A 26019-nucleotide genomic window follows, 5' to 3' on the forward strand; every position below is an offset into this window, starting at 1 on the left:
ACATGAACGAATACAAGCAGTATTATCACTTTCCGCGTGAAAACTGGCGGGAACTTGAAATTAGCAAAGACCAAATATTGACGCAAGAAGAGCTTGAACAAATTCGCGGGTTAAATGACCATATTTCACTTTCTGATATTGCTGAAATTTATTTGCCACTAGTTAAATTACTTGCGATTCAATATCATGAGGCTATTTTTATTCATGGCGAAAAAATGGAATATCTGAAGAAAAAAGAAGACCGCCCGCCATTTATTATCGCGCTTGCAGGAAGTGTAGCGGTTGGGAAAAGCACTACAGCACGTGTTTTAAAGCTGATGCTTGATCGCTGGTTTTCGAAAACGCGTGAAGTGGAACTGGTCACAACAGATGGCTTTTTATATCCTAATGCTGAGCTTGAAAAGCGTGGCATTATGAATAAGAAAGGCTTCCCGGAAAGCTATGACAAGAAAAAATTTATGGATTTTCTGATTGATTTGAAAAATAATAAAAAAAATATGGAAGTTCCGCTTTATTCGCATCTCACTTATGATGTATTACGAGATACGCGGAAGCTAGCGAACCCAGACATTGTGATAGTGGAAGGCATCAACGTACTACAAGCAGATTCGGATCAAATCTTTTTTCCAAGTGATTTTTTTGACTTCTCGATTTACTTAGACGCTGCAGAAGAAGATATCAAGCGTTGGTACTTAGAACGTTTCTTCATGCTTCGTGAAACTGCCTTTCAAGATGAAAGTTCCTATTTCCACAAATATAGTGACTACAGTGATCAAAAAGCAGATATTTACGCACGTGAAGTATGGGACACGATTAATGGCCCAAATTTAAAAGAAAATATTGAGCACACTAAATATCGAGCTGATTTGCTTCTTTATAAAGGGAGCAACCATTTGATCAGTGATGTTTACTTGCGGCGGTAACCATTTCGATTTCGAAATGGTTTTTGCTTTACAAGAAGCTACTTTTCTTTTAAGATGTAAGTGAGTACTCACTCATTTTATTCTAAAGGAGTGAAAGAAAATGGAAACCGTTATTGAAGCAAACGCATTAAATGTAGGTTTTAAGCATAAGCAAATATTATTTGATTTATCACTATCCGTGAGGCGTGGCGAAATTTATGGTTTGATCGGTCCATCTGGGGCAGGGAAAACAACACTTGTCAAAACGATTATTGGTATGGAAAAAGCACAGAGTGGGAGCATTGAAGTGTTAACACATGCAATGCCAAATCTTGCAGTAATGGAAAACATTGGTTATATGGCACAATCGGATGCTCTTTATACAGATCTCACAGCTAAAGAGAATCTGGACTTTTTCGCTTCACTCTACCGGCTGAAAGGAGAAAATAAGAAAAAGCGGATGGAGTATGCTGCAAATCTGGTTAACCTCACTCCAGATTTAGGGAAAAAAGTGGCAAATTTTTCTGGAGGAATGAAACGAAGGTTATCTCTTGCTATTGCCGTACTACCAGATCCGGAAGTGTTAATTTTAGATGAACCAACTGTTGGGATTGATCCAGAATTGCGCCTTTCAATATGGGAAGAACTTCAAACGCTTAAAAAAAGCGGGAAGGCGATTCTTGTTACGACGCACGTCATGGATGAAGCGGAAAAATGCGATCGCCTCGCTATGATTCGCGGTGGACATGTGATTGCGACGGGAACCCCAGATGAGCTGAAACAAGAGACAGAAAGTCAAAACTTAGAAGCAGTATTTCTTAAATTTGGGAGGGAGACGAAATGAGAGTTTTAGCCATCGTGAAGCGCATTGTGAACCAGTTTAAACGAGATAAACGAACGCTTGCACTAATGATGCTCGCGCCGCTCCTTTTAATCACACTCTTAAACTTTATGTTTAACGGCGAAAGTGTAAACCCTAAAATTGGTGTTAGTGGACTAGACAAAAGTTTGATCACTTCACTTAAAAAGAAAGATCTTGATATAAAAGAATACTCATCAGCGAAAAATCCCACTCAAAAGATCAAAAGTGATGATCTCGATGCATTTTTAGATCTGCAAGGGGAAAAACTCGCGATTACTTATGAAAATAGTGATCCTTCCATTACGACGCAAATCAATGCAAAACTACAAGGGGCTCTTATGGCAGAACAATCCGCTGAAATGAAGCAAGCCGCTCAATTGTTCAAGCAAACGATGAAACAACTTGAAAAAAGCGGGGCAGGAGCGGAAGTATCAAAAGCCGCTAATTTAACTGGCGGCACGCAACATGTGGAAGTAAAAGCGAGCTACGTGATTGGAGATCAAGATACAAGCTACTTTGATACAATCGGCCCGATTTTCATTGGCTTTTTTGTCTTTTTCTTTGTCTTTTTAATTGCCGGGATTTCTTTCTTGCGTGAGCGAACAACAGGTACGCTTGAACGGCTATTAACCACCCCAATTCGACGCTTTGAGATTGAACTTGGCTACATGATTGGCTTTGGCATTTTCGCACTGATTCAGTCTGTTCTTGTGGCTCTATACTCAATTCATGTTCTTGGAATGATGCAAAATGGTTCAATCTGGTACGTGCTTATAATCACGCTTACACTAGCAATGGTTTCTCTTGCACTTGGAATGTTGCTCTCTACGTTTGCTAACAATGAATTTCAAATCATTCAGTTTATCCCAATTGTGATCGTGCCTCAAGTTTTATTTTGTGGTATTTTCCCACTTGAAGGAATGGCTGACTGGTTACAATGGCTTGCCCACATCATGCCGATGTACTACGGGGCAGAAGCGCTCAAAGATATTATGATTCGCGGAGAAGGCTTTACTGGATTTGCCAATAACTTTTACATCTTGCTTGGTTTTGCAGTCCTCTTTTTGATTTTAAATATCTTTGCACTGAAAAAATATCGTAAAATTTGATCAAGGAGCGAAAATAAAGTGGAGAAAAAACAACCTGATTTATTAAAACAAATTCTCGATGTGACAGAAAAGGATCAGCATATGAGTGAGAAGCAAAAAAATATTTTACAAGCCGCAACCGAGCTTTTTGCAGAAAAAGGTTTTTCCGCAACGAGTACAAGTGAAATTGCAAAACGAGCGGGTGTTGCGGAAGGAACGATTTTTCGGCATTATAAAACGAAAAAAGATTTGCTGATGGCGATTACGATGCCAACGCTTGTTGAAGGTGTTATCCCGTTTCTAGCAAAAGAATTTGCAGAAGAGGTTTTCGAGCAGGAATATCCCGATTTTAGGGCTTTTATTGAACAATTAATTCGAAATCGCTTTGAATTTGCTCGCGAGAACGGAAAACTACTTAAAATTTATTTTATGGAACTTATGTATCATAGCGAACTTCGCGCACAGTTTTCCGATATTTTTATGACCCATGTGAAAGATAAATTTGATCATGTAATTGATTATTATAAAGGGAAAGGGGAACTAAAAAATCTACCGAATAGTACGATTATGCGTGCTTTAATTACTAATATCGTTGGCTTTATGATCACTCGGTTTGTAGTTATGCCAGATGCGGAGTGGGAAGATGAACGTGAAATCGAGTTTACGATTGATTATGTTTTAACAGGTATTTTGAAATAAAAAAAGAGGCAAGAAAAACATTCGTTTTTCTTGCCTCTTTTTAACTTTTTCTAGAGTTTGCGACGATATGAATATCAACACCATCAGTTTGACGCATGATGGCATTTACAATGGAACCTTTTGCCAGTTCTTCCACACGTGATTTGACTGATTGGCCTAAGATAATCTGTGTGATGTGTTTCTGGTTGGCCACATCCGTAATAACTTGCGAGATTTTACGTTCTTGAATCGGCTCCACTAAAAAGTGAGCGTGAAATTGTTCGGCCAGTTCTTGCCATTCTTTATATTCTTTTTGGATTTGTTCTGGAAGCTCAGATAAATTTCGATCGATTGCCGTTAAAATAAAAAGTTCACTTCGCAGTCGGTCAGCGATACGAAAGCCGCGACGAATCAACTTTTCAGCATTTGCATCATTTTTAATACAAACGAGAATTTTTTCATTCATCATGGCTGCGCGCAAACGTGCGGCTTTTTTATCGGCTTTATCGTCAACATCATCTGCAACTTCACGGAGTGCAATTTCGCGAAGTGCGGATAGATTTTTGGTTGTAAAGAAATTTTCAAGTGACTGTTCGATCTTTTCTTTTTTATAGATTTTGCCTTCTTTCAGTCGCTTTTGAAGTGTCTCAGCAGTGACATCAATCAAAAGCACTTCATCTGCCGCATCAAGAATACTATCAGGGATTCGTTCACGGACTGAAACACCTGTAAGCTCTCTAACGACACCGCGGAGGCTTTCTAAATGTTGGATATTGACAGCAGTTATTACGTTAATACGATGTTCAAGGATTTTTTGAACATCTTCATACCGCTTTTCATTGAAAGAGCCCGGCATATTTGAATGGGCAAGTTCATCAATGATGACTACTTCTGGATCGCGTTCGATAATTGCGTCTACATCTAAATCATTGTAGACTTTTCCGTTGTAGGTCACTTCACGCAGTGGAAGCTGTTCAAGACCTGGAATAAGCGCCGCTGTTTCTTCGCGGCCATGTGTTTCAACCAGACCAATGACAACATCAATATTTTCCTTTTGCAGTTCATGGGCTTCTGTCAACATTCGGTAAGTTTTGCCTACACCTGGAGCTGAGCCAATGTAAATTTTCAGCTTTCCCCGTTTTAATTTTTCAATTTGTTTCAGCAACTCTTCCGGACTTTTTCTATGAAAGGAAATATTATGGTTGCTCATCTCATACACCCCCAGAAATAATCGGATCGAAGATGTTAAAAACTCGATTGAAGTTCCATCTTTTCACACTTCATTCATTGTAGCACAATCTTAATTTAGAAAGAAGGGGGGAGAACAAAAAAAGAAGAGTAGCAAAAAGCTACTCTCCTTTAGTCATTTTCTAGAATTATTGTGCGTAATATCCCCCATCAACTGGAAGCTCGATTCCTGTTACGAAATTAGCTTCGTCACTTGCAAGGTAAAGCACGCCATAAGCAATATCGATTGATTTGCCAAGTCGTGGAAGCGGAGTTAATGATTGGAACCAGTCGTGTGTTTGCTCATTTTCAAAGAGTTCTTTTGTCATTGGTGTTTCAATATATCCTGGGTGTACGGAGTTACAACGGATATTTTTCTTCGCAAAGTCAACAGCAACAGCTTTCGTTAACAAACGAACACCGCCCTTAGAAGCTGTATAAGCACTTGCACCAGAGCCCCCAGTTAATCCAGCGATGGAAGAGATATTCACGATAGAACCGCCACCATTTTTTTCCATGTGCGGAATAACATGACGCATACCAAGGAAAGTACCCTTTAAGTTGACGTCAATGACCTGATCCCATTTTTCGAGACTAGTTTCTACAATGTTAAGGTCTGTGCTGATTCCGGCGTTATTGACAAGTATATCAACCCTACCAAATTTCTCTATCGCAAGATCTACTACTTTTTTCCAGTCTTCATCTTTGGCAACATTATGCACCATTACTTCTGATTTTGGACTGATTGCTTTAATTTCTTCCCCTGTTTTTTCCATTAGATCTTTTTGCATATCCGTTGCAATAACGATAGCGCCTTCTTTTGCAAATAAAAGGGCTTCTTCTTTTCCTTGACCACCTGCTGCACCAGTAATAATTGCTACTTTGTCTTGTAATCTCATCTTGTTTTTCCTCCTTTTGAAAAACGATATAACGCTTACATTTTTATTATAAACCACAAAAAAGAGCAGTTCCATTAAACTGCTCAAATTTGAGTACCTTTATTCAGTAATGATTTTTTTCTTTAGCCAATTTTTCCCTTCAACGAAACGGGAAACAAGCATAGCACAGACAGTATTTCCAGTTGAATTGAGTAAAGTAGCAGGAACGTCAATAATAGTGCTGATGATCATGATGGTGGCAACAAGCTCAGCTGGGAAACCGAAAACTGCACAAATTAAGAGTTCCCCTGTCATACCACCACTTGGAATAGCGCCCATTACAGCACCGACTAGGAAGGCTACGCCAAGCATAGCTAGAATGCTTCCAAAGCTCGACATATCTTTCCCGAATAAAGTGAACAAAAAGGCGATTTTGAGCATACCACCGATCACTGAACCGTCTTTGTGGGTATTTGCACCAAGTGGAATAACTGTTTCTGCAATATCATCTGGAACACCCATTTTTTTTGTCGCAACGAGATTAACAGGAATACATGCAGCGCTTGAAGAAGTTGCGATAGCTGTAATGGCAGGTGTAAGAACATTTCTCCAAAATGTGCGAATGCCTGCTTTTCCACCTGCAATAAAGGCATAGAGTGTATTTAAACCGAAGAAACAGACAAATGCTAGCGCAAGATAAAGTAAGAAAGCATTTAGATAACCACTGATAATTTGAGGTCCAAGTTTGCCAACCGTAACTGCGAAGTAGCATCCAAGTCCTATTGGAGCCGCGTACATGATGATCTGTACAATTTTTAGAACCACTTCAGTCGCAGAATGAAGAAGGTCAGCTACGGGACGTCCTTTTTCACCAGACATAGTTGTTGCAAGTCCAAATAAAATAGAGAAGATGATAAGTGGCAATAAATTAGACTTCGTAAATAAATCAAGAAAATCAGAAACCGTAAATGTATCAACTAGAACTTGTCCAATTCCTTTACCACTTGTAGCATCGACTTTTGGTAAGTTAGCAAGCAAAGAAGACGTATCTACATTATGTAAAGGATTAAATAATTTAACACCAATCAAGGCAACAATTGCTGCAATAATCGCTGTTGAGAAAAATACAATAAAGATTGTGCCAATAATTTTACCAAGCCGTGCCATTTGTCTCATATTGGCGATAGCCGAAGAAACGCTTAAAAAAACAAGTGGCACAATGACAACGAACATCAAATTCAGAAAAATGTCACCGATCGGTTTTACAATGACGGTGCCTTCGCCGAAAATAACGCCAGCGATCGCTCCAAGAATGATCCCTGATAGCAAACAGATCGTAAAAGCATAATTTCGTAAAATTTTCATATTAACCTTTCCTTTCTCATTAAAAAAACCCCTCTTAAAAATATAGCAAAGTTGAGCAAGAAAGAAAAGAGCAAAAAAGCTTCCTAAACCATAGGTTTAGGAAGCTTTTTTTAGTTACTACTTTCAGCTGTCGACTTATTTGATGTGGATTTACTATCTGATTTGTTCTTTTTCGTTTTTTTATTGTAATTGTAATCATTTGGATTTGTCTTTTTGAACCCTTCAGGTGTATAGAAACGTAAAAGGTCACCTTGTAAAACAGAATCGGAAAGTTGCAGTTCTTTCGATACGGTTTCTTTTGTTTCTTTCATTTCAGGTGTTTCTGTTTCAATCACTTCGCCTGTTTGTTGATTATAATATTTACCACCAATTAAGGAATAGGTTGGGCTAATAAAGTCACCATTCCTAAATGGTACAAGTTGTTTGTGTTCCTTCGAAAGTAAGTCTGATCCCATTTGGAGATAGTTCTTTGTATCAATACCTAGCAAGCTAAGTACAGTTGGTAAAACATCAATTTCACCGCCATACTGTTCTTGGATACCACCTTTAACACCAGGAACGTGAACCATGAATGGAACGCGTTGTGCTTGCGCATTTTCAAATGCATTATAGTCTTTGCCAAGAATCTTCGTCATTGCTGCAGCATGATTATCAGAGATTCCGTAGTGGTCGCCATACATGATAATCACGGAATTGTCATACAAACCCTTTTGCTTCAAGTAGTCAACAAAAGATTTCACAGATTCATCCAAGTAATGTGCGGTTTGGAAATAGGTATCTACGGATGAATCTCCTGTATTTGCAGGTTCAATCGTTGCATCCTCATCGCTAATTGGATAAGGGAAGTGGTTCGTTAACGTAATGAACTTCGCATAAAAAGGTTGTTTTAGTGAGTCAATATAGGGCTCTGATTCTTTAAAGAAAGGTTTATCTTTTAATCCGTAGTTGGAAACATCGTTGTCATTCATGTCATAGTAGCTAGCATCAAAGAAGTTTTTATATCCGAAGTGTTTATAAACTTCGTCACGGTTCCAGAAGCTCTTATAGTTGCCATGGAAGACAGCTGAATCATAACCTTGCTGTCCAAGTATTGCCGGGGCAGATTGGAAAGTATTAGAACCTTTCGTTGTAAATGCTGAACCTTGAGGAAGTCCGTAAAGCGAATTCTCAAGCATCATTTCTGCATCAGCCGTTTTTCCTTGTCCAGTTTGGTGGAAGAAATTCGTAAAGCTCAATGTATTTTTATCTTTGAAGAACGAATTGATAAATGGCGTAACTTCTTGCCCGTTTAACTTATAATTCACTAAAAACTGTTGGAAACTTTCAAGGTGAATGTAAATAACATTTTTCCCTTTAGCTTTTCCAAAGTATTCCATGTTCGGGGCTGCGTATTTCGATTTTGTATAGTTTAAAACTTCGTTTACATCACTGCTATCAGCAAGCGCCCGTTGTGTTTGCGATTCTGTGCTTTTAACAGCATCATAAATTTGGTAGTTGGTCATACCGAGATATTTCACAATATAGTTTCGGTCAAAAGTTCTTGTCAAAAGTTCAGGACGATCAATTTCGGCCATTCCTAAATTGGCAAGGAACATAGCCACACCAAGTGTTAAAACCCCAACCACTTTTCTTGCACGAATTCTTGCCGTGCGATCTGGTTTCGCAAATTTAAAAATAAGCAAACCGATTAAGAATAGGATATCTACAAAGAATAAAATATCTGTCCAGTGCATGAGTGCTAGGACACTACCACCCATATCGCCCATATTTTGCATTTGTTTTGGATTTAAATTTGGAAGTGTGATGAAATCTGAGAAGAATCGATAATAGACCATATTTGCATACAGCACAAAGGTCAGTAAAAAGTCGATGATAATAATCCAAATAAAGGAACGACGTCCTTTTGCGAAAAGAGCAAGACCCATAAAGAATACCGCGGTACTCAAAGGGTTAATAATAAGTAAAAATTGTTGCATTGCATTTTCTATACCGAGTTTAAACTGCGTTTCATAAGCAATTACTGATTTTAGCCAGAATAAAATGACGGCTAGAATAAAAAATCCATAATTCTTGCTGAGGAATGTTTGGATTTTTCCTTTTCCATCCTTCATGTTACACCTCTCCTACATTCTATTTAATAGTTATTGTTTTTCTATACGTCGTAAAAATTCATAAAATGTTAAAACTATACGTCTAACATTTTAACACAATTTTAACATAAGGGAAATGATAACACATGCGTCTCAAGTTGGAAAAAAGAAATCGTTTTTTGTATGATAGGAGAAAAAGATAAAGAGGTAATCGAATGAAACAGTCAGCTGCTTTTTTTGAAAAGAAAAATACGATTGAAGTCGCACGGGATTTGCTTGGCACGATTCTTGTGCATGACACGGGACAACACTGTTATAAAGGCATTATTGTTGAAACAGAAGCTTATTTGGGGGGCTTAGACCAAGCAGCTCATAGCTATACAAATAGGAGAACCAAACGAACAGAGATTATGTTCGGGAAGCCTGGTGGGATTTATATGTACCAAATGCATCAGCAAGTGTTACTTAATTTCATTACGATGGAAGAAGGAATCCCAGAAGCCGTTTTAATTCGCGCAATCGAGCCGCTTACGGAGCTATCGACTATGCAAGAAAATCGCGCTGGAAAAGATGGACTTGAGCTTACAAATGGTCCAGGAAAACTCACGCAAGCTTTTGAATTTAAGATTTCGGACTACGGAAAAACTCTATTTGATAGTAATATCTGGCTAGAAACAGGGAAGCCTCCTAAGCAAATTGATGCGTCTCCAAGAATTGGCGTTCCTCGAAAAGGACTAGCTACTTATTATCCACTACGCTTCACAGTTCACGGGAATCCCTATCTATCTGGAAAAAAGCAATTGATTAGAAGCGATCATAGATTTTAATTTGAAGTTAGAGAATCTCTAAGCTATAATAAAAAGGCATTGAGGAGGAAAAGTATGAGTAGAACAAAGAAAATTATTGCTATTATCATTTTGATCATCGGATTGTTACTTATTTTTTCACCGTTTATCAAAACTGCCATTGTCAAATACATGAGTGGTCGCGGTGACCTTACTAGTTATTCTGCAAAAGATATCGAAAAAAACAATAATAAAAAAGCAACCTTTGATTACGACAGTGTTGAACTTCCGTCTATGTCAAGTGTCATAAAAGGTGCAACAAACTATGACAAAAATGCTGTTGTTGGTTCCATTGCAGTCCCATCGGTTGATATTAACTTGATGATTTTAAAAGGGACAAATACATCAAATTTAGTCGCTGGAGCAACAACCATGCTTCCTGACCAAAAAATGGGCAAAGGAAATTATCCACTTGCAGGGCACCACATGCGTAATCAATCCGTGTTATTTGGCCCACTTATGGATGTGAAAAAAGATGCTAAGATTTATACGACAGACCTGAAAAATGTCTATGAATATAAGGTTTCTGAAACAAAAATAGTAAATGAAACAGAAGTTAGTGTGCTTGAAGATGCAGGAGATAATCGAATCACTTTGATTACTTGTGACAAAGCAACGGAAACGAGTAAACGACTGATTGTTGTCGGTAAGCTTGTCAAAACAGAAAAACTAACAAAAGAATTACAATCCAAATACTTTGCAAAATAAGCGTAAAACCTTTCTGGGGTATCCTAGAAAGGTTTTTTGTTGTGTAAAAACTTGTTGCTTTGGTTTCGAGATAAAATTGTTGTATGATAAGAAGGTGAAGAGAGGGTGAAAATCAAATGAAATTAACAGTTTTTGGACACTGGGGTGGCTATCCGAAAGCAAACGATGGCACTTCTAGTTATTTACTTGAGGAAGACGGTTTTAAACTCTTAGTTGACATTGGTGCAAGTGCAGTTTCGATCATGCAAAATTATTTAGATCCTGATACGATTGATGCAGCGATTATTTCCCATTATCATCCTGACCATGTCGCAGATTTAGGGATTTTGCAGCATGTTCGGTTATTGTCACCTAATCAAGAAAAACCGCCCGTTCTCCCTGTATATGGACATAAGGAAGATGATCGAGGCTTTTCTTATCTTGAAATGGAAGGCGTTACAAAAGCACATGAATATCGTGAAAATGAAGTGCTGACAGTTGGTCCTTTCACCATTTCATTTTTGAAAACGATTCATCCTGTACCTTGCTATGCGATGTGTATCGAAGCGAATGGAAAAGTGCTAGTTTATACAGCAGATAGTGCTTATCAAGAAAGTTTTATTCCGTTTGCAAAAGAAGCTGATTTGCTTATTACAGATACTAATTTCTTTAAAGAGATGGCAGGTAAATCCAAAGTGCATATGGCAAGTGTTGAAGTCGGAAAACTTGCGCAACAAGCGAATGTCAAGTCACTTCTTCTCAGTCACTTACCGCAAGTGGGCGATCTGGAAAAGTTGAAGCGAGAAGCAAGCGAAGTTTATTCTGGACCAGTCGAACTTGCAACAAAAGGTTTCACAAAAAATATATAAAAAGGGGAAAAGCAGATGTATTTTGTCGACAATAACAACGAAAAAGATCCACGAATTAATTTAGCAGTAGAAGAATTTATTTTAACAGAGCTAAATCTTGATGAACCCGTTCTTTTGTTCTACATTAATAAACCTTCGATTATCATTGGACGCAACCAGAATACTATAGAAGAAATTAATACGGATTATGTTGAAAAAAATGATATTATCGTTGTGCGTCGCCTTTCCGGTGGTGGTGCTGTTTATCACGATGAAGGAAACCTTAACTTTAGTTTTATCACAAAAGATGATGGTGATTCCTTCCATAATTTTGCGAAATTCACACAGCCAATTGTGGAAGCCCTTCAAAAATTAGGGGTCAATGCAGAACTAAAAGGGCGGAATGATTTACTTATCGATGGCTACAAAGTTTCAGGAAATGCACAGTTTGCGACAAAAGGGAAAATGTTTTCGCACGGAACCTTAATGTATGACTTAAACTTAGAGCACGTGGCGGCGTCGCTTAAGCCTCGTAAAGATAAGCTTGAGTCTAAAGGAATTAAATCTGTACGTAGCCGAGTAGCAAATATTGCTGACTTTATGGATAAAGAAATGACGACAGAAGAGTTTCGTGATTTATTACTACTTTATATTTTTGATGTGAATGATGTTTCAGATGTGAAAGAATACAAGTTGACAGATGCAGACTGGGAGCGAATTCACGAGATTTCAAAAGCCCGCTATGCAAACTGGGACTGGAATTACGGAAAATCGCCTAAGTTTGATTTGGAACGCACAAAACGCTTCCCAGTTGGTTCCATTGATATTCGATTGAATGTTAATAAAGGGAAGATATCTGCTATTAAAATTTTTGGTGATTTCTTTGGGGTGGCAGATGTAACAGAACTTGAGAAAAAACTTGTAGATGTACCTTATAAAAAAGAAGAACTAGAAGCTGTATTATCAGATATAGATATCCAAAGTTATTTTGGAAATATAACAAAGGAAGATTTTTTAGAGCTACTCTACTAAGGTTAAATGAGTAAGCAAAAACCGACTGATTACTTAATCAGCCGGTTTTTTGGTTTTATTATAAATGGAATGACTAGCCATTCATGCGTTTTCGTTCCAATAAAATCCAACTAGCTAGAATGAAAATGAATCCACTTAGTATATATAAAAGAGCGGAGGACGTATCCCCAGTTTTAGGTAAAAGCTTCTGAGTGTTCTTTTTATTGGTTATAGGTTTTGCAAGAGGTGTTTTCACAACCGTATTTTGAAAACTTGGCAAATCAGAAGAAACGCTTGCAAGCGGTATAATCCTACCCTTTTCTAAGCATGAAATTTCTTTTAAATGCTTTGTAGGTTTTTCGATTGGATCAAGGGGCATGACTTGATTTTGATTGATGATTGGTTTCTCTGGCAGGATACTTGCCTTAGCTTCTTCGTAAACAAAAGTAACGGTTTGATTAACCTCTAAAAATTGACCATCTACATTTTGCGGAATGGATTTTAGATGCCAACCATCTATTTTCTTAGGAATCGCATGAAATGGATCGCCAAGTTTCCCAGTCAAAGAATCAGCAGGAGCTAGTTCGTTTCCACCGGTATCCACATATTTCACGGTAACAGGTTTTCCGTCAACTTTTTCGTAAATATAAGTAACGGTTTGATTAGCTGCTGTATATTTTCCGGATGGATTTCCTTCCACTTTTTTAAGTTGATAGTTGTCAATTTGTTTTTGAACGGTTTGATAGTTATCATCAATGTTCCCACTCAAGACCTCTTGGGAAGCTAGCTCTTTACCCATTTCATCTTGATAAAAAACGTGAACACGACCAGTTTTTGCTGCTGGGCGAACTTGTATCGGCTGTGTGACTTTCAGTGAATAATCCATCGGGACACCACTATTTGAAGTAGTATGGAGTTCCACATTGTAATTTGCTGTTGTTAATCCCTCTGGTAAATTGCTAAAGGAAATCGTTTTATGATCATCTGAAATTTTCCCAGCATCAGAAACGCTTGTAACAGGCATCGGGTTTCCGTTAAAATCTAACGTTGGATTGTTAGAAACAGCCGTCTCTCCTTTTTGTATAGTTACCGGAGGCAAGCTGATCGTTTGATTTTGTAATTGCATCCCTTGATAGTCTCCGATTTTGACCATGCTTTCATAGAAATTTTTCATGGGACTCAAATCTGTGATGTGGTTGCCATCGAAATAAGCCAGTTGTAAATGGCGTAAAGACTTCAGAGCTTCAATGGAAGTTAGATTGTTTTGATTAAGATAGAGAACATTCAAGTTTTTCATTGTTGAAATAGGAGCAATATTTGAAAGATGATTATGATTTAACTGAAGGTTTTGGATATAATCATTACCAGTTAAAGGCGAGAGATCGGATACTTGATTCCAAGACAAGTTGATAAATTTCAAACCTTTTATATTTACAAAATTTTCAAATTGACGATCGTTGATTTGTGGATTCGAAGGATAGAGCCATGCCCCTGAATCATAGGTAAAAGCAGTTAGGTTTTTAATTTTATAAATAGGTGAAAAATCTTCAATTGGATTGTAACTTATATCAACAGATTCTAAAGCAGGAAGTGTTGCGAGTGCAGAGATATCTGTTAATCCATCTTGAACAGCAATAACTTTTTTTAGCAATGGAAAGTTAGCGATGGCATCTAAGTTTTTGGTCTGGTTATAAGAAAAAACAAATTCATTAATGTTTGAGGCATATTGCAAACCAGTAAGATTAGAGACAGGGCCTGGTACAGTTGCATTTGCTCCAGCTAGATTTGTAAGGTCAAGTTTTCCAGTGATTGAAGCAAGATCTCCTTTGGTCAAAGAATCAGCAAAAGGCTTATCTAAACGCTTTTTTAAACCTGCTAGTAAGTTTTTGTCAGGAATAGCAACCGTATCATTTAAAGCTGCTTTCGCTTGATAACTCGGTACTATTAGACCTATTACGATTGCTAAGGCACAGAACAATTTCATTCCTTTTTTTATACAGAACATAAGTATAACTCCTCTCAAGTAGTGTCTTTCCACATTTATAGTATCTCTTTTGCAGAAAATTTGAATAGAAAATTTCAAATATGAATATTTTGTAATTTCATTTCAAGGTCTGGGATGATTTCACAACAAATTTGCGCGATGAGCTGATAAAAATTAGGATTGTCGACTACATCTAGTGCAATAAAACTTTTTAAAAGTTCTGTTTCGTGATAAGCGGGAAGGGAGAGGGCGAAAGCAGAAGCATGAAAGGTGATTTTGCTGACAATTAATTCAAAGGTATTAGCATGTTTTTTTGCGGTTTGAATAGAAGTGGAGGCGAATTTATGACTTTCTTTAAAACGATGAGCTTCTAATAAAAGAAGGGATGCATTATACAAGATAGCATTAGCAATATAGCATTTGTCAGTGATTGCAAATTTTTTCAACTGTACTTCTGTTTTTTGCGCAAAGTAAATCACCTCATCCATTTTAAATGTTCCTAAAGCATTGTTTAGCAAAACAAATTCATAGATGCCCCAACTGTTTACTTTCCTTAAATAACTTTTGATTGTTTCAAGTTTTCCTTGTAAATCAGCTAGGTTAAAGCCGTTATTAAAAAGGGATAGATACACTGTGGCAAGCTCGTTGAGGTGATGAAAGGCAAGTTCATTGTTATTTTCAAGAATCTTGGAGGTTTCTTCAATAATTTTAGAAAGCTTTAAAGTATCACCAGCCGTAAAAGCATTGGCAAAATCATGAGAAAGACCTTTTTTGAGCATAAATATTTCAGATGTGTCCTTTAAAAGAAATTCTTCATAGCTTACATTTAAGCGATGCAAAATCATTAAAAAGTTTTCAATGTTCGTTGTTGTTTCACCTCGCTCAAATTTGCTGTAGTGTGACAAATTCATAATTCCAGACGCAGTATATTTTTGAGTTAGATTTTTATCCAGTCTGATTTGTTTAACCATAAAACCAATATTCATTTATTTTTACCTACCTTTATGTGAAAGTACGATCATGAGAAGCCACAAAACAGGGACACAACTATCACATGGCTATTCTCAGCACGATAAATTTTATCATAGTTCCAAAAATTAGAAAGAGAAAAAAATTACATAAATAAAGTAAATTGAAAGAAAGATTTACAGGATTTCAAGCTGATTAATGATGTAATGGGTGCTTAGCACTCACTAAAACACAGTATAGATTTGTTTGCGATAATTAATATTCAAAGTTTCTGGAATCCCTTTATGCTCCTTTTTTGTAAGGAAAAACGAATTGCAGCTTTATTGTGTTTGAATGTAGGTCTTTTGCCTTATTTTTTGTTCGCGATAATAGTAACTTACAGGCAGTTCTAAGAGGGAGCGAGACAATTCTATAGGACTATTTTCAACTTGCAATCAGTTTTCAGTATTGTTAAGGTAAAAAACATATCACTTAGCAAAATTAGAAATTTGAACATTTTGAATTTTCGCTTATCAAAAAGGAGTGGCTTATTTCATGGAATTTGGAGTATATTTTTCAGTTGGGGTCTATTTGCTATTAATGGTCGCAATTGGAATTTATGCGTATAGGAAAACGAACGATATGTCTGACTATATGCTAGGGGGACGCTCACTAGGACCAGCAGTAACAGCTCTTTCAGCAGGTGCAGCGGATATGAGTGGCTGGATGATTATGGGGCTTCCAGGCGCAATTTATAGCACAGGTCTTGCAACAGCATGGCTCGCACTGGGACTCGTTTTAGGCTGTTATTTAAATTACATCATTGTGGCTCCACGACTGCGTGTTTATACAGAAGTAGCAAAAGATTCTCTTACACTTCCAGACTTCTTCAAAAATCGCTTTCAAGATAAAAGCAACGTACTTCGGGTAACCTCAGGCCTCATTTTAATCATTTTCTCGACATTATATGTAACAAGCGGAATTGTCTCTGGCGGGAAATTATTTGAATCCACGTTTGGAGCACAATACTTAACAGGTGTTTTGATTACGATGGGAATCGTTGTGATCTATACGTTTATTGGTGGCTTTCTTGCCGTCAGTCTAACGGATTTTGTCCAAGGCGCACTACTTTTACTGGCTCTTGTCGTCGTACCGATTGTCACATTCACAAATATTGGGAGAGGAGAAGGAGTCAAAGTTTATCACCAAATAGTTGGAGCTAATCCTGATTTCTTCAATGTTGTCACGGATGTTTCGATTCTCACCATTATCGGCTACTTAGCTTGGGGGCTTGGCTATGCCGGCCAACCACACATTATCGTCCGTTTTATGGCGATCAAAAGTCATAAACAAATGAAGTCCGCAAGAAGATATGGTGTTTCTTGGATGATTGTCAATATGCTAGGCTCAATGGGAGCCGGCCTAACAGGTCTGTTTTATTTTAAACAGCAAGGCCTGACACTCGCTGACCCAGAAACCGTTTTTCTAAAACTAGCAGATGTTTTATTTAATCCATACATAACTGGATTTATCTTAGCAGGGGCACTCGCAGCAATTATGAGTACGATCTCATCACAGATTCTCGTTGCATCAAGTTCACTTGTGAATGATTTATTTCTTCTATTGTTCAAGAAAAAAGCTTCAAGTTCACAAAAAGTGCTTTATAGCCGCTTAGCAGTATTACTTGTTTCGATTGCTGCAACCATTTTGGCCTTTATGCCTAACAAAACGATTTTAGAAATTGTAGGATATGCATGGGCAGGCTTTGGATCGGCATTTGGCCCGATGATTATTTTCAGCTTATACTGGAAACGAATGACCAAGGAAGGCGCCGTTTCGGGCATGCTTACGGGTGGAATCGTCGTTGTAATTTGGATTGTATCAGGATTGTCTAGCTGGTTGTATGAAATGGTGCCAGGATTCTTATTATCTTGCCTTGCCATTATTATTGTCAGCAAACTAACGAAAGCGCCACAAAAAGGGGTATTACGTCAACACCAGGATCAAAATGAAATTCTAGAAAAATGATCACAAAAAGCAATACGAATAAGAAAAAAGAGAAGCTTAGGAAAGCTTCTCTTTTTTTCTTTCACCGAAAGTAAATCCATTTGCCTCATCAATGATATAACGCGGCCGTACTTTGATATCCTCAAATAATCGAGCAAGGTATTCACCGATGATCCCTAATAGAAGAAAACAACTTCCAAAAAGAACAAGCAATAGAATGGCGATACCGTTCATTCCAGATATTTGATGACCAGTAAACGTCCATCTGATCAATAGAATGAAAAAGTAAAGAAACCCAATCCCTAAAGTGAGACTTCCTAAATAATTAGCGAGTTTAAGTGGCAAATAAGAAAACGAGGTGATTCCATCAAGCGATAATTTCACCATTTTTTTGAGTGGATATTTTGTTTCGCCAGATAAGCGCTCATCACGAATATAGGTGATTTCCGTTTGCCTGAACCCAATCCAACTCACCTGCCCTCTAACGAATGGATTTTTTTCACCAAGTAATCGTAACTGCTCGCACACTTTTTTATCCATTAAGCGGAAATCGCCTGTATCTACTGGAATAGGAATTTCTGATATTTTATCTAGAAGCCGGTAGAACAGGCTTGCTGACATTTTTTTAAATGAAGATTCCCCTTTTCGTGCCAAGCGCTTTGCATAGACGACATCATAACCTTCCTGCCATTTTTGAATCATCTCCAGGATTAATTCTGGCGGATCTTGGAGGTCCGCATCAATTACGATGACAGCCTCTCCAGATGCATAATCTACTCCAGCTGTAATTGCCAGTTGATGACCAAAGTTTCTTGAAAAATGGAGCACTTTGACGTTTGTATCCTGTTTTTCTATTTGATCGAGCTGTGCTTTCGTTCCGTCTTTACTCCCGTCATTGACAAAGAGGAGTTCATAATTTGCCTTAAGCTTCTGTAAAACCTCTGTTAATCGTTCGTAGCTACTTTGTAAAACTTCTGCTTCATTATAGACAGGAATAATGACGGAGTAATCAACTTTGGGTAGCATATGAATCATCCTTTCCTTATTTCAGCAGATAAAGCGTGCCATTTCCAGTGCCGTTTTGCGGGCTATTTCCGGTTTGGGTGGCAGAAGAAGTAGCGTCTGTATCAGTTTTGTATTCCGAAGTATCAATTTCTGTGCCGTTTTTCTTGATCCACTTAATAACGGAGGAATCTGCTGCTTTGCTGTTGTTTGGAAGATAAAAATATTTCAGTTCTCCTGATTTAATCATCTGTTTAAGTTTTTTTACAGTGAGTGCTGGGTCTGTACCATTAAAACCGCCGAGCGCCAATACTGCTTTTTTCGTGCTGATGATATAAGGGCCAGCAGTTGTTGAATCCGTAGTTCCAAATAGATAAGTTTCACCGGAATTATTTTTCTTTAAATAATCAATTAGTTCAGTATCAACAGAAGCATCGGCGAAGCCTCCACCACTTGAAGTAGCAAGCTGTGGTCCGGTTTCTGGAAGTGAACTATTGCCTCCATAAATGAGCGGAGTAAGCGACCAGTAGGTAGGTGCAACAAGTAATAAAATCAGTGAAACAGTAGCAAGACCAGTTGTTGATTTTTGTGATTTCATTCGGGAGAGGAAGAGCAATCCAGATCCTATAACTGCTAAGACTCCAAGTGTCATTCCTAAAGTTAAACTGTATTGACCAACATAAAAGGCCTGTAGCACGCCTGTTGCTGTAATGGCTGCTGGTAGAAGAGCTGTTTTCCAATCTTTTTCTCTATGGAATAATTGGAGCAATGCAACAAAGCCAGCGCCTGATAAGGCTGCGATAGCTGGTGCAAGCATGATCAAGTAGTAATGGTGGAAAAATCCTGCGACACTGAAGAAGCCTGCAACTGGAATCAGCCAAGCTGTCCAGAAGACCATTTCTTTTTGAGTTTCCGATAAGTGGAACCATTTTTTCTTTTTATCACGATAATTGAAGAAAATACCTAGTATGCCGAAAAGCGCAAGCGGTAGGAACCAGCTGATTTGATCGCCAAGAGCTGTTTGGAAGAGACGAAGCGGTCCTTTTTCACCCGTTCCAAACATTCCCCCGTTATTTTTCTGCATTTTTGAACCACCGTTTCCACCAGGTGCTCCGCTATTCGCGCTATCTGAAGAATTAGGCCCTCCTCCTGCACGACTTGGAGGTCCGCCTTGCTGCCCTCCAGAAGGTGGTTGTCCGCTTGTTCCTGATTGCCCATTCCCACTAGGAGCACTACTTGGAGGAGTCCCTCCGCTACTATTTCCATTTGATTGCCCACCGGAAGGAGGTGCCTGCATACCTTCACTATTACTGCCTGACGATGAGCCAGGAGCACCGCCAGATCCGCTAGTTCCCATCCCAGTTTCTTGACCTAAGAGACGTTCTACACCGTTATAACCGAAAGCAAGCTCAAGAACAGAATTCGTTTGGCTACTGCCGATATAGGGACGCGAATCAGCATTTGTGCTGTCCACAACAACTGCCCATGATACAGAGACACCTAACATAAGAACAAGAGCAATCCCTAACTGCAGAGCTTTTTTCTTCCAAGAAATTTTTGACGCAATGAGATAAAAAAGAATGAAGGCTGGGAGTACCATATAAGCCTGAAGCATTTTGACATTGAAGCCAATGCCCACCATGACAAAAGCGAGCAACAACCATCCGAATCTTCCTCGGTTCACAGCCTTAAATAAAAAGAAAGTACCAAGAAGGAGAAAGAAGACTAGAATCGCATCCACATTGTTTGTTCGAGTCACTGCAACCGCAATGGGTGTTATAGCAAGAACAAGCGAAGCAATACGCGCCGCCCATTTTCCAAAGCGTGGTTTAATTAATAGATATAGTAAAAAGACGGAACCAATACCTGCAAGGGCTTGTGGTAAAATCACACTCCAGCCATGAAGGCCAAAGATTTTTGCACTGAGAGCTTGGAACCAGAAGGCAACAGGCGGCTTATCCACAGTGATAAAACCCGCTGGATCGAAAGCCGCATAAAAAAAGTTGTGAAAATTTTGTACCATACTGGTTACGGCTGCAGTATAATAAGGATTGACTGTTTCATCATTCCATATCCCATAAAAGTTAAAAAAAGTAGCAATTAAGAGAATGCCAACTAAATAAGGATCTATTTTTTTCTTCATCAAATCACCTCGTTCTGTTAGATTACTTTTAGTGTAAAAGTAAAATGTGAACAGGCTATGACGCTTCTGCGAATAAATTTTAAAAGGAGTAAGAATAGAATTGGATGACCATGAAGAAAAAGGAAGAAAAATTCATAAAAAGTCTTGTCAAAATGGAAATTCGGTGATATGATATAAAAGTTGTTACAAACAACTCTTATAACCTAGTCATGATGCGGGTGTAGTTTAGTGGTAAAACCACAGCCTTCCAAGCTGTTGTCGGGAGTTCGATTCTCCTCACCCGCTCTTATAAAAACTGTTACTAACGCAGTGTTTCGACCTTTCTAAGCGAAGCATTGCGTTTATTTATTTTCTAAGCAAGAAAGGCGGGGACGCGAAGTGAATTTAGAACAATTAAAAGTGGACATACAAGCATATGCTACTGAAATTGGCATCCAAAAAATCGGTTTTACGACGGCAGATCCCTTCTTGTTTTTGAAAGAGCGACTTGAAATTGCGGAAAAAGAAGACGTGCTGACGGGATTTGAACACCCAGTTTTAGAAGAGCGCGTTTATCCGGATCGTATTTTTAACGAACCGAAATCCATTATTGCTATCGCGCTTAGCTATCCGTCCAAATTAAAAGCTAGCCCAGTTAGTCGAAAAGAGTCGCGGCGGGGCGTTTTTGCGCGGGCTTCGTGGGGAATCGATTATCACACCATCTTGCGAGAAAAGCTAGCGTTACTTGAAACATTTATCAAGAAGCGCGTTCCCGAAGCTGTTATGAAATCGATGGTGGATACCGGAGAGCTTTCGGATGTAGCTGTTGCAGAGCGAGCAGGGATCGGGGCACGTGGTAAAAATACATTACTCTTAACGAAAGAATATGGTTCTTGGGTTTACCTTGGTGAAATGATCACGAATCTTGCTTTCCCATCAGATAAACCAATCGGCGACTTGTGTGGCGATTGTAATCAATGCATAAAAGCTTGTCCGACTGGTTCCTTACTTGGTGAAGGAAAAATGAATCCCAAAATCTGTTTAAGCTATTTAACACAAACGAAAGGGTTTCTGGAAGATGAGTATCGTGAAGTTTTACATAATCGACTTTATGGATGTGATACTTGTCAAGTCGTTTGTCCGTATAACCGTGGCAAAGATTTTCATCTGCATGAGGCGATGGAGCCAGATCCAGAACTTGTTCGCCCGGAACTTAAACCCTTACTTAAAATTTCAAATCGGGAGTTTAAAGAGAAATTTGGGAATATGGCTGGGTCGTGGCGCGGCAAAAAGCCTATTCAGCGGAATGCTATCATCGTCTTAGCACGGTACAAGGACAAAACAGCCGTTGAACCGCTGATTGATTGCTTAAAGAATGACCCGCGACCTGTTATTCGCGGTACTTCAGCTTGGGCACTTGCTAAAATCGGCGGGAAGGAAGCGGAGCAAGCAATTTTTGAGGCGCTAACTGTGGAACAAGATCAAGAAGCGCTTTTAGAACTTGAAAAAGCAAAAAAAATCATAGAAACAAGGTGAAGAAAAACTATGCCAAATCATGTTGTACTCTATCAACCAGAAATCCCTGCAAACACAGGGAACATTTCACGGACGTGTGCGGGAACTGATACCCATTTGCATTTAATTCGCCCACTGGGATTTAGCACAGAGGATAAAATGCTTAAACGAGCGGGACTAGACTACTGGGATCATGTTAACTTGACTTATTATGACTCACTGGAGGATTTTTTTGAGAAGAATCCAGATGGGCATTATTATATGATTACAAAATTTGGACGTCATCTTTATAGTGATGTTGATTATAGCGATGCGCGAGAGAATCATTATTTTATTTTTGGAAAGGAAACAACGGGACTTCCAGATGAACTTTTGCGAAAACACGAAGAAACGGCACTTCGAATTCCGATGACAGATAAAATTCGCTCGCTCAATTTGTCGAATACGGCTGCGATTTTAGTTTACGAGGCACTTAGACAGCAAACGTTCCTCGATCTCGACCAGATGCCGCATTATGATCGTAAAATATTTGAGGATTAAAAAGGAGAGAACTTAAATGAACCAAACCACTGAACAACTACTTAGCCATTATTCCGTTCGCGCATTTTTAGATAAGCCGCTTTCAAAAGACCAAATTCGTCTACTTGTCGAAAGTGCCCAAGCTGCGTCCACCTCGAATTTCGTACAAGCCTATTCAATTATTGGCGTAAGCGACCCGAAAATTCGCAAAGAACTTGCAGGAATCGCCGGCGGAATGAGTTATGTGGAAAAAACAGGACAGTTTTTCGTTTTTGTAGCAGACTTAAACAGAAATAAACAAATCGCAGAAAGCAAAAATGAAAATCCTGCTTCACTTGAAACTACTGAAAAAATGCTCGTAGCTATCATTGATGCGGCCCTTGCAGCCCAAAACATGGCTGTTGCTGCAGAATCAATGGGGCTAGGAATCTGCTATATTGGTGGTATTCGAAATGACATTAAACGTGTCTCCGAACTATTAAAAATTCCAGAACATGCGATACCACTTTTTGGCATCACGATTGGGTATCCAGAACAAAATTCAGCACCCAAACCGCGGATGCCTTATCAACTGGTTTATCATGAAAATGAATATCAAACGAAAGAAACAGCTTTGTATGAAGCGTATGACGCGACAATTAGTGATTATTATACGAACCGGACCGGCGGAGCTCGGAACGAAACGTGGACTGAACAAATTGCGCTTGGAATGAAAAAACCCACTCGACTAGATATAAAGGCTTTTATAGAAGCACAAAAATTGGGACTTAAATAAAAAAAGGTTGCCGCATGTGGCAACCTTTTTTTATGTATTAATGATTTCTTTTATTACGGGCAGATTGAATCAAATTCCAGATAATCAAAATTAAGATGACGACTAAAAGGATGTTGATTAAGCCGCCTGCAATGTGGAAGATAATTCCAATCAACCAAAACACAAACAAAATGACAATAATTCCCCAAATAATTCCAAGCATGTGATTTCCTCAATTCTTTTTCTTTTGATTTACTAACTTTCTTTTCCCGAAAGAAAAGTTTTTAAAACATTACAGCTGTTTTTCACTTCGAATGGTTTCAAGTAGACCCTTTACGCCAGCTGTTATTAGGCGCTCGGTTTCCTCAAAGTCCCCTGTATAGTAAGGATCTGGAATATTTGCTTTTTCAGGGTTGGGCACGAAATCCATGAGTTTGCGTATTACAGCGTGTGATGCGGGATCTCGCAAATCTTCAATATCTGAAAGATTATTATCATCCATCCCGATGATGTAATCAGCTGTTAAATAATCCTCTTGATTAATTTTTCGTGCACGCATGCCATCTGTATCTACTTGGTGTTTTTTCAGAACTTGCTTCGTTCCGCGATGAGGTGGATTGCCCAAATTCCAAGATCCAGTTGCTGCTGAATCTACAGTGATCGCATCCGAAATCCCTTCCTCTTGAACTAGTTTTTTAAATAGACCTTCTGCCATTGGTGAGCGGCAAATATTGCCTAAACAAACAAATACTACTTTAATCATGTCTAAACCTCCATTTTAATAATTATCTTGCCATTCCTTTTTTAAGTTTGCAAGTGCCTGCGTTTGATTCTTGAAAAGCGAAAAGAAGGCATTTACGGTTTCTTTTGGAAGCTTTCGCTTGAAATAGAGAATTTGATTTTCAAAAAGTCGGTAAGTGATATCCTCGTTTCCTGCTTCTATTAGTTTTTTTAACTGCCTGAAGTACCATTCTTTATCCGCATCGTCTTCGAGCTCTTCTAAAATCACTGCTTGCTCGTGAGCTGAACGACTAAGAAGCATGAGTTCCAGCTTGTCGTGGCTGTAATTTGTGAGTTGTTCGCCACTAAAAGGAGCGTGATAGAGAGAAGCAAGAAAAGCATCAAAATTTTCTGCTACTGTTAAAACTTGTAGCGTTTCAAAATCAGCGTATATGATTTGGGGAGCTGTAGTGATATAGTCGAAACCGAGAAAACGATTTTCATCTTTTGAAAAATAAATTTTTTTACCTGCAAGTGGATTTTGATCTTGAAAAGGAATCTTTGTAATTAATTCTTCCAGACCTAAGAGGCGATAAACTTCTAAAAAATCTAGACCGTAAGAAGTCGGTTCTTGCGTTTTTAAATGGTTTTTTCGCAGTAAACCGCCATTTTGCATAAAAATTAACTTTTTATAGCTCTCTGGTAAAAGAATTCCTTCTTCTGCTTCAAATTGCCAAATGGAATTTTCTTTTGCCGCAAATTTACTTGCCTCAGGCCACATGCTGTAACACCTCCGATTTCATTATGCCGAAGTTTGTCTAAAGATGCAATGCAAATTGACGTTTGATTTAAGAAAAATGTGGTATAAATGAACTAGTGAGTCATCTTGGCTAGACATCTGTGAAAAAATATACTATAATAATTATTAAATAATAATAATTATAATTTAAAGGAGCTAAAAAACATGAAAACCATTAATTCAGTAGACACGAAAGAATTCTTAAACCATCAAGTAGCTAACCTTAACGTCTTTACAGTGAAGATCCATCAAATCCACTGGTATATGCGTGGTCGTAATTTCTTTACGATGCATGAAAAAATGGACGATTTGTACAGTGAATTCGGGGAACAAATGGATGAAGTGGCGGAACGCTTACTTGCAATTGGTGGAAGTCCATACAGCACACTTAAAGAATTTTTGGAAAACGCAAGTGTAGAAGAAGCACCTTATACAAAACCAAAAACGATGGACGAAATGATGGAAGATTTAGTTGCTACGCTTGAATTGCTTCGTGATGAATATCAACAAGGCATTAAGCTTACTGAAAAAGAAGGCGACGACGTTTCAAACGATATGCTGATTGGATTTAAAACAAGCATTGATAAACATATTTGGATGTTTAAAGCGTTCCTTGGAAAAGCTCCACTTGAAAAATAAAATGACAAGAGAGACTCGGGTGTCAAAAAGGCATCAGGGTCTTTTTTTCTTTTCCCGTGTTTTAAAATTTTTTTTCGTGGTAAAATGAAGAATACTCCATGAAGCAGATAATGTGCTTTTTAGGGAAGAATCTGCTAATCTTACATTAAACTGAAGGAGTGAGGAAATGGAAATTAATGTGACGGAAAAAGCGCGCGACTGGTTTAAGGATGAATTTGATACTTCTGGTGAAAACGGCATTCGTTTGTTCGCAAAATACGGCGGTTCCAATAGTTCCTTGCATCCCGGTTTTTCAATCGGAGTAGCTGCTGAACCACCTGTTGAAGCAGTTGTTACTGTTAACGAAGACGGTCTTCTCTTTTTTATTGAAGATCATGACTTTTGGTATTTCAAAGATCACGACTGGGCAATTGACTATGATCCGAAGACGGAAGAAGTGAAGTTTTCTCATCGTGAAAAAGTAAAATAAATGGGTTGTGGCGGTAGATCTAAAAGATCTACCGCCTTTTTCTTAACGTGCTTTGACTAA

25 protein-coding genes and 1 tRNA gene are annotated in these 26019 nt (G+C 38.4%); 15 read left to right on the plus strand and 11 right to left on the minus strand.

Annotation, left to right across the window (positions count from 1 at the left end; all coding sequences use genetic code 11):
• The first annotated feature begins 2 nt into the window (after positions 1-2).
• From coaA to HB912_RS01465, 4 genes are all read left to right on the plus strand, one after another.
• Positions 3-923 carry a type I pantothenate kinase gene (gene coaA / locus HB912_RS01450; RefSeq protein WP_185371893.1) on the plus strand — a complete coding sequence of 307 codons (921 nt, stop codon included), beginning with the start codon at positions 3-5 and terminating at the stop codon, positions 921-923.
• A 100-nt stretch (positions 924-1023) separates the two neighbouring features.
• Entirely contained in the window at positions 1024-1746 is a 723-nt protein-coding gene (locus tag HB912_RS01455; RefSeq protein ID WP_185371894.1) for an ABC transporter ATP-binding protein, read from the plus strand.
• Complete coding sequence (locus tag HB912_RS01460) at positions 1743-2873, plus strand: ABC transporter permease (protein WP_185371895.1); 1131 nt, start codon at positions 1743-1745, stop codon at positions 2871-2873. Before HB912_RS01455 ends, HB912_RS01460 begins: the two co-directional genes overlap by 4 nt.
• Before the next feature lie 81 nt (positions 2874-2954).
• Positions 2955-3551: a TetR/AcrR family transcriptional regulator gene (locus HB912_RS01465; RefSeq protein WP_185372824.1), complete on the plus strand. Its 597-nt coding sequence runs from the start codon at positions 2955-2957 to the stop codon at positions 3549-3551.
• 40 nt (positions 3552-3591) lie between these two features.
• Here the strand turns inward: HB912_RS01465 and kdpDN are convergent, their stop codons facing one another.
• From kdpDN to ltaS, 4 genes are all read right to left on the minus strand, one after another.
• Positions 3592-4740, minus strand: a complete 1149-nt coding sequence (gene kdpDN / locus HB912_RS01470) for a KdpD-like non-kinase potassium sensor (protein WP_185371896.1) — start codon at positions 4738-4740, stop codon at positions 3592-3594.
• 166 nt (positions 4741-4906) lie between these two features.
• A complete protein-coding gene (locus HB912_RS01475; protein WP_185371897.1) occupies positions 4907-5656 on the minus strand; it encodes an SDR family NAD(P)-dependent oxidoreductase in 750 nt (249 codons plus the stop codon).
• 99 nt (positions 5657-5755) lie between these two features.
• Positions 5756-7000, minus strand: a complete 1245-nt coding sequence (locus HB912_RS01480; protein WP_185371898.1) for a dicarboxylate/amino acid:cation symporter — start codon at positions 6998-7000, stop codon at positions 5756-5758.
• 110 nt (positions 7001-7110) lie between these two features.
• Positions 7111-9111, minus strand: a complete 2001-nt coding sequence (ltaS, locus tag HB912_RS01485; RefSeq protein ID WP_185371899.1) for a lipoteichoic acid synthase — start codon at positions 9109-9111, stop codon at positions 7111-7113.
• Positions 9112-9305: 194 nt separating this feature from the next.
• Here ltaS and HB912_RS01490 point away from each other — a divergent pair, with 194 nt between their 5' ends.
• From HB912_RS01490 to lplA, 4 genes are all read left to right on the plus strand, one after another.
• On the plus strand, positions 9306-9917 hold the full coding sequence (locus HB912_RS01490) for a DNA-3-methyladenine glycosylase (protein ID WP_185371900.1): 612 nt from the start codon (positions 9306-9308) through the stop codon (positions 9915-9917).
• Positions 9918-9971: 54 nt separating this feature from the next.
• Positions 9972-10643, plus strand: a complete 672-nt coding sequence (locus tag HB912_RS01495) for a class A sortase (RefSeq protein ID WP_185371901.1) — start codon at positions 9972-9974, stop codon at positions 10641-10643.
• Positions 10644-10759: 116 nt separating this feature from the next.
• A complete protein-coding gene (locus HB912_RS01500) occupies positions 10760-11491 on the plus strand; it encodes an MBL fold metallo-hydrolase (RefSeq protein WP_185371902.1) in 732 nt (243 codons plus the stop codon).
• Positions 11492-11506: 15 nt separating this feature from the next.
• Entirely contained in the window at positions 11507-12502 is a 996-nt protein-coding gene (gene lplA / locus HB912_RS01505; protein ID WP_036072105.1) for a lipoate--protein ligase, read from the plus strand.
• A 73-nt stretch (positions 12503-12575) separates the two neighbouring features.
• Here lplA and HB912_RS01510 read toward each other — a convergent pair whose 3' ends face one another.
• Positions 12576-14486 carry a MucBP domain-containing protein gene (locus HB912_RS01510; RefSeq protein ID WP_185371903.1) on the minus strand — a complete coding sequence of 637 codons (1911 nt, stop codon included), beginning with the start codon at positions 14484-14486 and terminating at the stop codon, positions 12576-12578.
• 74 nt (positions 14487-14560) lie between these two features.
• On the minus strand, positions 14561-15451 hold the full coding sequence (locus HB912_RS01515; RefSeq protein WP_185371904.1) for a helix-turn-helix domain-containing protein: 891 nt from the start codon (positions 15449-15451) through the stop codon (positions 14561-14563).
• A 517-nt stretch (positions 15452-15968) separates the two neighbouring features.
• Between HB912_RS01515 and putP the strand changes: the two genes are divergently transcribed.
• Positions 15969-17441: a sodium/proline symporter PutP gene (putP, locus tag HB912_RS01520; RefSeq protein ID WP_185371905.1), complete on the plus strand. Its 1473-nt coding sequence runs from the start codon at positions 15969-15971 to the stop codon at positions 17439-17441.
• Between the two features lie 36 nt (positions 17442-17477).
• Here the strand turns inward: putP and HB912_RS01525 are convergent, their stop codons facing one another.
• Together HB912_RS01525 and HB912_RS01530 are read right to left on the minus strand one after the other, a co-directional pair.
• Complete coding sequence (locus tag HB912_RS01525) at positions 17478-18446, minus strand: glycosyltransferase family 2 protein (protein WP_185371906.1); 969 nt, start codon at positions 18444-18446, stop codon at positions 17478-17480.
• Between the two features lie 16 nt (positions 18447-18462).
• Positions 18463-20565 carry a glycosyltransferase family 39 protein gene (locus tag HB912_RS01530; protein WP_185371907.1) on the minus strand — a complete coding sequence of 701 codons (2103 nt, stop codon included), beginning with the start codon at positions 20563-20565 and terminating at the stop codon, positions 18463-18465.
• A 214-nt stretch (positions 20566-20779) separates the two neighbouring features.
• Between HB912_RS01530 and HB912_RS01535 the strand changes: the two genes are divergently transcribed.
• The 4 genes from HB912_RS01535 (at position 20780) to nfsA (ending at position 23353) form a co-directional block, all read left to right on the plus strand.
• A tRNA-Gly gene (locus HB912_RS01535) sits at positions 20780-20850 on the plus strand.
• 93 nt (positions 20851-20943) lie between these two features.
• Positions 20944-22080: a tRNA epoxyqueuosine(34) reductase QueG gene (gene queG, locus HB912_RS01540; protein ID WP_185371908.1), complete on the plus strand. Its 1137-nt coding sequence runs from the start codon at positions 20944-20946 to the stop codon at positions 22078-22080.
• 9 nt (positions 22081-22089) lie between these two features.
• Positions 22090-22599 carry a tRNA (uridine(34)/cytosine(34)/5-carboxymethylaminomethyluridine(34)-2'-O)-methyltransferase TrmL gene (gene trmL, locus HB912_RS01545; RefSeq protein ID WP_185371909.1) on the plus strand — a complete coding sequence of 170 codons (510 nt, stop codon included), beginning with the start codon at positions 22090-22092 and terminating at the stop codon, positions 22597-22599.
• Positions 22600-22615: 16 nt separating this feature from the next.
• The gene (gene nfsA, locus HB912_RS01550; RefSeq protein ID WP_185371910.1) at positions 22616-23353 is read left to right on the plus strand and encodes an oxygen-insensitive NADPH nitroreductase; all 738 of its coding nucleotides are present in this window, start codon (positions 22616-22618) and stop codon (positions 23351-23353) included.
• Between the two features lie 37 nt (positions 23354-23390).
• Here the strand turns inward: nfsA and HB912_RS01555 are convergent, their stop codons facing one another.
• From HB912_RS01555 to HB912_RS01565, 3 genes are all read right to left on the minus strand, one after another.
• Positions 23391-23555: a lmo0937 family membrane protein gene (locus HB912_RS01555; RefSeq protein ID WP_149023317.1), complete on the minus strand. Its 165-nt coding sequence runs from the start codon at positions 23553-23555 to the stop codon at positions 23391-23393.
• A gap of 69 nt (positions 23556-23624) precedes the next feature.
• On the minus strand, positions 23625-24095 hold the full coding sequence (locus HB912_RS01560) for a low molecular weight protein-tyrosine-phosphatase (protein WP_185371911.1): 471 nt from the start codon (positions 24093-24095) through the stop codon (positions 23625-23627).
• A 15-nt stretch (positions 24096-24110) separates the two neighbouring features.
• Positions 24111-24833, minus strand: a complete 723-nt coding sequence (locus HB912_RS01565; RefSeq protein ID WP_185371912.1) for an SMI1/KNR4 family protein — start codon at positions 24831-24833, stop codon at positions 24111-24113.
• A 183-nt stretch (positions 24834-25016) separates the two neighbouring features.
• On the opposite strand from HB912_RS01565, the gene HB912_RS01570 reads away from it, so the two are divergent.
• Positions 25017-25490, plus strand: coding sequence for a Dps family protein (locus tag HB912_RS01570; protein WP_036072086.1), 474 nt, complete (start codon positions 25017-25019; stop codon positions 25488-25490).
• A gap of 166 nt (positions 25491-25656) precedes the next feature.
• Positions 25657-25959 (plus strand): HesB/YadR/YfhF family protein, encoded by a 303-nt coding sequence (locus HB912_RS01575; RefSeq protein ID WP_185371913.1) that lies wholly within the window; start codon positions 25657-25659, stop codon positions 25957-25959.
• Positions 25960-26019 lie beyond the last annotated feature (60 nt).

The sequence above is a fragment of the Listeria aquatica genome (genome assembly GCF_014223975.1).
In the GTDB taxonomy this organism is placed as follows: Bacteria; Bacillota; Bacilli; order Lactobacillales; family Listeriaceae; genus Listeria; species Listeria aquatica.